The organism is Dyella sp., assembly GCF_035685885.1.
Taxonomy (GTDB): Bacteria; Pseudomonadota; Gammaproteobacteria; order Xanthomonadales; family Rhodanobacteraceae; genus Dyella.
Genome location: NZ_DASRZX010000121.1, coordinates 19,684 through 27,894, shown reverse-complemented (window position 1 = coordinate 27,894; position 8,211 = coordinate 19,684). Strand labels below are relative to the sequence as shown.

At 65.6% G+C, this 8,211-nt stretch carries 8 protein-coding genes; 3 read left to right on the top strand and 5 right to left on the bottom strand.

The annotated features are described in order from the left end of the window. Nucleotides 1-908 (bottom strand): TonB-dependent receptor (locus tag VFG49_RS14295; protein WP_324861641.1); only part of this gene is annotated, 908 nt, incomplete at its 3' end. 111 nt (nucleotides 909-1,019) lie between these two features. Between VFG49_RS14295 and VFG49_RS14290 the strand changes: the two genes are divergently transcribed. Both VFG49_RS14290 and VFG49_RS14285 read left to right on the top strand, forming a co-directional pair. Further along, nucleotides 1,020-1,733, top strand: coding sequence for a TetR/AcrR family transcriptional regulator (locus VFG49_RS14290; protein ID WP_324861640.1), 714 nt, complete (start codon nucleotides 1,020-1,022; stop codon nucleotides 1,731-1,733). Nucleotides 1,734-1,801: 68 nt separating this feature from the next. After that, complete coding sequence (locus VFG49_RS14285) at nucleotides 1,802-2,980, top strand: MFS transporter (protein ID WP_324861638.1); 1,179 nt, start codon at nucleotides 1,802-1,804, stop codon at nucleotides 2,978-2,980. A 112-nt stretch (nucleotides 2,981-3,092) separates the two neighbouring features. Here the strand turns inward: VFG49_RS14285 and VFG49_RS14280 are convergent, their stop codons facing one another. Next, on the bottom strand, nucleotides 3,093-4,436 hold the full coding sequence (locus VFG49_RS14280; RefSeq protein WP_324861636.1) for an alpha/beta hydrolase-fold protein: 1,344 nt from the start codon (nucleotides 4,434-4,436) through the stop codon (nucleotides 3,093-3,095). Here VFG49_RS14280 and VFG49_RS14275 point away from each other — a divergent pair. Then, entirely contained in the window at nucleotides 4,435-4,620 is a 186-nt protein-coding gene (locus tag VFG49_RS14275; protein ID WP_324861634.1) for a hypothetical protein, read from the top strand. The two genes, VFG49_RS14280 and VFG49_RS14275, sit on opposite strands and share 2 nt — an antisense overlap. Here the strand turns inward: VFG49_RS14275 and VFG49_RS14270 are convergent. From VFG49_RS14270 to VFG49_RS14260, 3 genes are all read right to left on the bottom strand, one after another. Next, complete coding sequence (locus VFG49_RS14270) at nucleotides 4,608-5,198, bottom strand: GlcG/HbpS family heme-binding protein (protein WP_324861633.1); 591 nt, start codon at nucleotides 5,196-5,198, stop codon at nucleotides 4,608-4,610. The two genes, VFG49_RS14275 and VFG49_RS14270, sit on opposite strands and share 13 nt — an antisense overlap. A 107-nt stretch (nucleotides 5,199-5,305) precedes the next feature. Next, nucleotides 5,306-6,148: a creatininase family protein gene (locus VFG49_RS14265; RefSeq protein ID WP_324861631.1), complete on the bottom strand. Its 843-nt coding sequence runs from the start codon at nucleotides 6,146-6,148 to the stop codon at nucleotides 5,306-5,308. A gap of 95 nt (nucleotides 6,149-6,243) precedes the next feature. Further along, nucleotides 6,244-8,034 carry a tannase/feruloyl esterase family alpha/beta hydrolase gene (locus VFG49_RS14260; RefSeq protein ID WP_324861629.1) on the bottom strand — a complete coding sequence of 597 codons (1,791 nt, stop codon included), beginning with the start codon at nucleotides 8,032-8,034 and terminating at the stop codon, nucleotides 6,244-6,246. Nucleotides 8,035-8,211: the final 177 nt, after the last annotated feature.

Here is an 8,211-nt window from a genome sequence, read left to right as displayed (position 1 = left end):
AAGCGCTGGTCCATCTCGCTGCCGAACGGGTTGTAGTAGACCTTGCGCGCGGCGGACCCGCTGCGGTTCTCCACGAGGTCGTAGAGGGCATTGCCCGCGCCCGCTCCGCCGACGTGGCCGAACGAACCCGTGACCAGCAGGCTGGTCGAGTCCGATGGCTTCCACTGCGCCATCAGGCGGCCGCTCTGGTTGTTCTCGTCGTTGGTCGGCGCGTTGCCCGTCAGGTTGTTGGCATTGCCGAGCACCGGGTTCAGGAAGCCGTCACGCACATTGGAGCTGGCTGCCGCGCGCAGCGCCAGCGTGTCGGTGACCGGCAGGTTGACCATCAGCTCGCCGCGCCGCAGGTTGTAGTTGCCGGTCTCGAACGCCGCGGACGCCTCGAACTGGTCGACCGGCTTGTTCGAGATCACGTTGACCGCGCCACCCGTGCTGCTCTTGCCGTACAGCGTGCCTTGCGGGCCGCGCAGCACTTCGACGCGCTGGACATCCAGGAAGGACAGGCCGATCTCGGCCGGGCGGCCGATCGGCACGCCATCGACCGTGAACGCGACGCCCTGCGAACCCTTGCTGGTGTTGTCCGTGGTCGTGACGCCGCGGATGTTGATGTTGACGCCGAATGGCGTGCGATCGACGTTCACCGCCGGGGCGATGTTCTGCAGGTCGGAGACGCTGACGACCCCGCGCTGCGCGAGCTCCTCTCCCGAGTAGACGCTGAGCGCGATCGGGGTCTTCGAGGCACTTTCGCTGGTCTTCTGCGCCGTGACGATGATCTCCTCGAGCTCGACCGGTGCCGCTCCGGCATCGCCACCTGCGTCGGCGGCGAGGGCCAGCTGCGCGAACGGCAGGGCCCCGGCCACTGCCAGCGCCTGCAGGACAACGGGCGTGAGCTTGGCGTGGTTGGTACGCATGATCGTTCCCCCCAATGAAAATTCTTGTGGGCCGGATATTGTACGAACGTTCGTTTGAAGTCAAACGAACGTTTGCTTCCGGCCTCCGGACGGGCTGTGCATAATGTCCGGATGACCACCCGCACCAAACGCCGGCCGTCCCCGCGGCCGCCCGCCCGCCGCGCCGCCACGGCCCGCGCGGCATCCGGGCACTACACGCGCATCCTCGACGCCGCGGAACGCCTGTGCGGGGAGCACGGGCTCGAAGCCGTCTCGGTGCGGGCCATCGCAGCCGCCGCGAAGGTGAACCTCGCGGCGATCAACTACTACTTCGGCAGCCGCCAGAACCTGCTGGTCTCGATCTTCCACGCGCGCTCGGCCGAGATCGAAGCCGAACGCGAGGCATTGCTCGCGCCACTGCTCGGCGCACCCCACCCGGAACTGCGGCCGATCCTGCGGGCGATGCTGCTGCCGCTCGCACGCTGGCGCGACCCGCGCTCGCCGCGCCGCCCCGCCCTCCAATTCCTCTGCCGCGCACTGACCGCGGCCGACCTGAAGATGCGCGACGAAGTCGACGCGGGTGTCTCGAAATTCCGCCACGTGATTCCGGCCCTGCAGCGCTCGTTGCCACACCTCTCGTTCGAGGAGGTGTGCTGGCGCTTCCACTTCATGATGAGCATTGAGCACATGAACCCCTGGGACGTGGAGCGCCTCGGCGTGCTGTCCGAAGGCCGCTGCAGCCCTCCGGGATTCGAGGAGGCGCTCGAGCGCGCGATCGATTTCGCGGAGGCCGGCTTTCGCGCGCCGGCACGGTTCGACGTGGCCCGATCCGTGGCCAGGCGCTAGTGCCCCAAGCCGGCGCGAACGCGGACGCACCGCCCACCGCTCCTGCCGCCCGGGCGGCGCCGCTCATCGTGCTGCTGTCGATCGCGTTCGGCCTCGTGTTCCTGGTCCGCAATGCGACGGACTACCTCGCGCCATTCCTGGTCGCAGACCTGCACCTGGGCGCGCGACACATCGGCCTGCTCTCCGCGACATTCGCGCTCGCCTGGGCCGCCTCCGGCTGGCTCGTCCCGGCCTTGATGACGCACACGGCCGCGACGCGCCACTGGCTCCCGGCCGCGGTTTTCATGACCGCTCTCTCATGCTTTGGCAGCTGGCTGGCCGACGGCTTCGGCGCGCTGCTCGCATGCCGGGTGCTCGCCGGCGCCGCCGGAGGACCGGCGCTACCCCTGATCCAGGGCGCCGTGGCGCGGGAGCTCGGGACGCAACATCGCGGCTTGCACATGGGGCTCATCCAGGGTTTGGGCGGAAGCCTGATCGCCGCCATCCTCGGGCCGCTGGCAGTCATCCCGATGGGACAGCAACTGGGCTGGCGCACCACGATGCTGCTGCTCGCCGCGGGGATCAGCGTGCTCGCCATCGTGCTGAGGCTGACGCTGCCGCCGCTGTCCGGTCACAACGCGCCCGGATCCACCTCCGACGCGTCCGGCAACACCGCCACGGCCACTGAACGCCGGCGCAACCTGCTGCTGTGCTGCGCGATCGGCGGCTTGCTGGTCGGCTGGCTGGTGTTGAACGTCACGTTCTTCCCGCTCTACCTTTACCAGGTGAAGCAGCTGGACGCGGATTCGATCGGATTCGTCATGAGCTGCTTCGGCGCGGGCTCGTTCGCAGGCGTGCTCGTGCTGCCGGCGCTCTCGGATCGCTGGAGCCGGCGCGCCACGCTCGTGATCGGCGCCGGCATCGGCCTGATCGCGCCGCTGGCGCTGCTGCAGATGCAGGTGCTCGACTGGCGCTTGTCAGCGCTGGTGTTCATCGGCAGTTTCGCCGGCGGCTGCTTCCCGCTGTTCCTGGCCGTCGTGCCGTCCGAATCCGTCGCGCCGGCGCGGATCGCAGCGAGTGTCGGTCTGGTGCAGGCGTGGTGCGAGATCGCAGGCGGCGTCATCGCGCCCGCGTGCCTCGGCTGGCTGGGCGATCGCGTCGGCCTGCAGGCGCCGATCATCGCATCGCTCCTCGCCTGCCCGATGGCGGCTGTGCTGGCGTTGCTGCTGAGAGACGATCGCACCGTCGTGCACCTCAATCGTGGATGATCGACCTGAGAGGAAATCTTCGATCCCGTCACGGCGGTGATCCGCGCGGAGCGTATACCACGCCCTGATCGCGATCTGGTGCTGGTCGCCCCACTTTGAGCGGGCCGGCAGGCTACGTTTTCATCTGTCGGAACAGCCAGTTCCTCGCCGCCTTGATATAGAAGAACTTCCTGGCCGACTGCATGTGATCCACGCCCTGGAAGGTCAGGAAGGTGATGTTGCCGCCCTTGCCCAGATAGCCGTTGATCTCATCGGTCAACCTGCTCTGGTCTTCCACCGGAAAGATGAGTGCCGGATCCAGGCGCTCCGCGGGCCGGGTCACTTTGGCGCCGGCATGTTCCCACACCGGCACGCACTTCTCGTTCCAGGGCGTGGCCTTGCCGTCTTCGGTGCCGGTGATGATGAGCACGTTCTGTTTTGCGAGATCGACCACATCGGCCGGACGTTGCTGGCCCGCGATGATGAGTCCGGCGGCGAAAGTCTTCGGATGTTTGGCCATCAGCCACAGCGACGACATGGCGCCCATCGACCAACCCGTGCAATAGACCCGCTTCGGATCGATCTTCAGCACTTTGTCGGCACGATCCGGCAGATTCGGGTTGCCGTAATTCCAGGTGTTTTTCAGCAGGGATTCCACCAGCCGGTAGGTATTCTCGAGATCGTAGGTGTGCTCCCAGTAGTCATTCATCGTGGTGCGCTCGTAGCGCGGCGTGATCACCACGCACTCATGCGCCGCCTGTTCCTCGGGCAGACTCCAGATGCTCGCGATGCACTGCTCGGTCAGGGTCTGCGCGCAGTTGCCGTCATAGCTGGTCCCGGAGTGGGTGATCGCCAGCACCAGCGGATAGGACTTCGATTCGCCACCCGCCTTCAGAAAGGATTTCGGCAGGTAGATGCTGTACTCCAGCCACGCCGAGCGTGCATCGTCCCACCACCAGTGGTTCTGCTCCCACTCGTCGACGCCGCGAATCACGACGGCGTTGCCGCGTTGACCGCCGTTGTCCCAAGCCATGGCACTGGCTGCGAACAATGCTCCGTCGACGCTCCTGACACTCTTGTCCTGCGTCACCATCACCTTGTCGCTGTCCGTGCTCGGCGCGCTGAGGTCGGCGTCATGGTCGAATTCCAGGATGACGTACGAACCGGCAACGCTCTTGCGGTCGGCGAGCAGCGCAGGTCCGGCATTGGTGTAGACAGCCGCAACACGACGGGCCCTGGGTGCCTCCGTGGTCGCGTTCTTGTTGGGCTCTTGCGGCATGCCGGGGAAAAAACCCCTGGCCGCCGGCACCACGCTGGCGGTGTAGGTATCCGGCGCCAGGCTGTCCGGGTCGATGCTGGCGTCGTATTCGACTGCAATGCCGTAGACTTTCTGGCCACCTCCCGTGACCTCGCACAGCGCATAGACAGCCTGAATACCCGGCCCGCGCTTCGGCCGCTCGCCTGGTCCGCGATTCATGGCGGAACTGGCCGCCTGGAAGGAGTTGTTCTCGGCCGCAGAGGCGGATCGCGCGCCGAGTCTGCCCACCGCCGCGGCGCCTGCCAACACGGCTCCCGCAGCCGACCCGACCTTCATGAAGCCTCGCCTGGAAATGTCTTTCATGCTGTTCCCCTTCGACTTCGCCTGCACCTACTGCAACTGATCCTTGATGCTGTTCAATCCGATCAGCGCGCATTCTTCATCATGACCGCCCGGTTCCGCGCCGCTGACGCCAATCGCTCCGATGGTTTCGCCGCCCACGATGATCGGTACGCCGCCCTTCTGCAGCTGGAGATTGGGATCGGCCCGGACCTTGCCGGCGAGCGCAGCGTCCTGCCCCACCCGCGCGACCAGCGCGGAAGTCGGTTCCTTGAACGTCACCGCCGTGTACGCCTTGCGTACGGCGCTGTATCCGTGCCACGCAGCCGCGCCGTCCGGCACGTAAATGAGTGTCGCAACGCCTTCCGCGTTGACGATGGCCAGTCCGAACGGATATTGCTTGCAGCCTGCAGCGATCGCCTGCGCCGCCTTGAGCGCGAGATCGATGGCCAGGGCGCGCGCCGCGGGATCGGGGGGTCTTGGCGCCGGCGGCCCCGCGCTGGGTGACGGCGCCGTTGGCACGCCGTCACCTGGACGCCCGCGATCACCCGGCAAGGCGCTCGGCGCAGCCATGGCGCTGGACATCGCGAACAGACCGATGGCCAGCCCTGACAAAACCGACGCCGTGGCATATTTCTTCATTGTGATTCCCCGTGTGTGACAGTCGTCAATAGCTGATTGAGCAGGCCGCCAATACCCGACACCAAGGTGGCGGCCGCGTCTTGGCCGTTCTTTCCACGTTCAATCCCTCATCGATTCGCGGGCAACGGCAACTGCTTCGTGAGCGGATCCGCGGCCGTGTCCAGGAATTGTTGCTGAAACTCCGGACTGGCGCGATCCGCCTTGATCGCCCGGATGGATTCGGCCACTTTGCGCGTTCCGTATTCCATCAGCGCGCGTCCGCGAGCGGCCGTTGCGCCAGCCGCGTCGCCTTCATAGCCGGTGGGCGACTCGGCAAGATGGGACAGTCCAGTGGCAACGCTCTCAGGCAAGACTGTCTTCGTGCCTTTGACTGCGAATTCCTCGCGGGCTCGATCCAGATGAACCAGATCGGGGCGCACGGCCAGCATGGCCGAGACGCGTTCCTCGCCACCGTGCCCATCGACACCGGGCTTCGATGGCCGGGCGGCCGCCGGAAAATCCGTGGGCTGGATGTTTCCGGCGGCGCGGAACGTCAGTCCGTATACGCTGTACGCGACGTAGCGACGAGAGTCAGCGAGATCGCCCACGAACAGATTGATGAGCGGCACGTTCCCCGTGTGGCCATTGACGATGAGGATCTTGCGACAACCATTGCGCGCCATTTCGGCCGCCGTTTCCTGCAGCAATTCATACTGCAGGTGCACGCTGTAGGAGACCGCGCCGGGAAAATTGCGCACACTGCTGGTTCCGGCCGCGAAATAGTCGGGGAACACCACGGCATACTCGCGGGCGGCAGCCGCTTCCGCGACGGCGCGCACCAGATAGAGATTGGTTCCCAGTGGCGCGGTCGGGCCAAATTTTTCCACGCTGCCCATGGGCAGCAGACAGACTCCCTCGGCTTTGGCGATTGCCCTGGAAAAGTCAGCAGAGGTCAGATCCTGCCACTTCACGGGGAGCGGCTCCGCAGCACTGGCTACGCCGCACAGGATCATTGCGCAGCCCAGCAACCCTGCGTTCCAGGACAGTGCGGTATTGCGTCTCCGGGTCATGGCTTCGACGTCACCACAAGCGTGCCCGCTTCGACCCGGTAGAACTTCTGTTTGTGCGGACCCAGCATGTCGACCGAGGCGTTGTCGAAAGATTGCGGCACCTTCGCAGGACCCCTGACTGCGAAATAACTGGAGGCATCGCCTTTGTCGCCCATGCCGCCATAGCGCGCGACGCTGGGATAGGCATAGATGGGTCGCGTATAGACAAACGGGCCTGGAGGCTGCGCGAACGGAGCGCCGCCGCCCGGACCGCCCGGACCGCCGGGTCCACCCTGTCCAGTTGGACCAGCCGGATTGCGTGGGCTCGCGAGGCCACTGCTCTGCGACACCGGCTTGCCGGCGACGATCATGACGGGAGCCTGTTTCGTCTCGACCCAACTCATCAGCGGAGTCAGCAGGTCCTCCCTGTTGGCGCTGTCGCCACCACCGCAATGTCCGACACCCGGCAACAGGAAGAAGCGCAGGAAGGTATCGGTTTCCTCCACGCCCATCTGCTTCTGCACGCCCTCGTAATAGGAGAGACTGTTGGCCGGCTGGACGGTGGTGTCTTCCGCGCCTTGCCAGAGAATCATTTTCGCGCCGCGCCCGGCGAATCTGCGCAGATCCGTGTTGGTGGCATTGAACAGAGGCTCCATCGCCCGCGTCTTGTCGAGGAACTGCTGCGTGAAGCTGAACTGGGCCATGATGGTCGCCGTGTCCTGGCCGCTGAGCGGCGGCATGAGGAAGGCGTGCACGCCATGCGGCGCCAGCGCTTCCCCATCGGCAGGCTTGCCGGGCGTGCTCAGGTGCCATTGCAACTCCGAGCCCAGCGGGAAACCGCTGGGCTCGAAATAGCGGCCCTTGCCATCGTTGGGACCGAGGTAGAGTTGTTCGGCCACGCTGGCCTCTTCCGCGGTCAGGCAGTTCGAAGTGTCGGTCACAGCTGCGGGACACTGCACCCACGATTTGTCGAACGTGCACGCCGTGGGCTGCTGCAGATCGTCGTCGATGACGCCGGAAACGGCAGCGCAATGGGCCAGCGCCGCGGCGTGCAGGATCGGCAGCCTGTCCGGCGTCAGGATCACCGAGCCATCTGCGCGTGAATTGATGTGGTACTCCCAGCCGTGCCAGAAACCGAGATCGTGCACGGTCTGGTACAGCGGCGGCGCGCCGACCAGATAGCCGTCGAAGTCCTCGGGGAAACGCTGGGCCTCTTGCAGCACCTGCCAGCCGCCGATCGAGCATCCCGTCATGTACGAATACCTGGGGTCCCGACCGTAAAACGCCTTGATGACGGCTTTCGAGGCAAGCACGCTCATGTGATTGTTGAGATAGGCGCCGTTGATCCGCGCCTGCGGCGTCAACCCCCAAGTGGCGGCTTGCGGATCCAGCTTCTGGCTGCTGGCATCGCCCATCGTGCCGCCACCGCCGCCGCTGGCCACGGCAAATTCGCCATTCATCGCCGGCGTGCAGCCGCTGGCTTCACCGAATGCGCCCATCAGGAAGCGCTGGGTCCAGTGCTCGATGGGCAGGCTGTCCTGGAATCGGTAGCCTCGGGCGACGGTTCCCACAACTACGCAGTAGGCACCCTTCTCAGTGTCATTCACGGTTGCTTTCGTGATGGCCACTCTTGCGCCACTCGCGGTCTTGAGTTCAGCGTGTGCCAGCTGGTCGCAGGTGAGGACCGGTTTGACGATGGCCAGGCTGGCATAGCTGGCTGCATGCGCACTGCCCGTGAATCCCGCCGCGGACAGGAAGCCGAGCCACAGTACGAACGTCACGCAGCGCAGGCCGTTTCCGGGTTTCATGATGACTCCGAAGGTCTTTCGGTGAATGACATTGCCTATCCAGCTGCGGTGCCATCCGTACCTTCGCACACCACCGCCATAAGAATTGGCGCTGCGGGCATTGATTCTTTTCGCTGCCGTGCTGGCGGGAGTAAAGAATTGTCATTGGCCGGCTGCGCGGCGCAGCGCAGCGCAGCG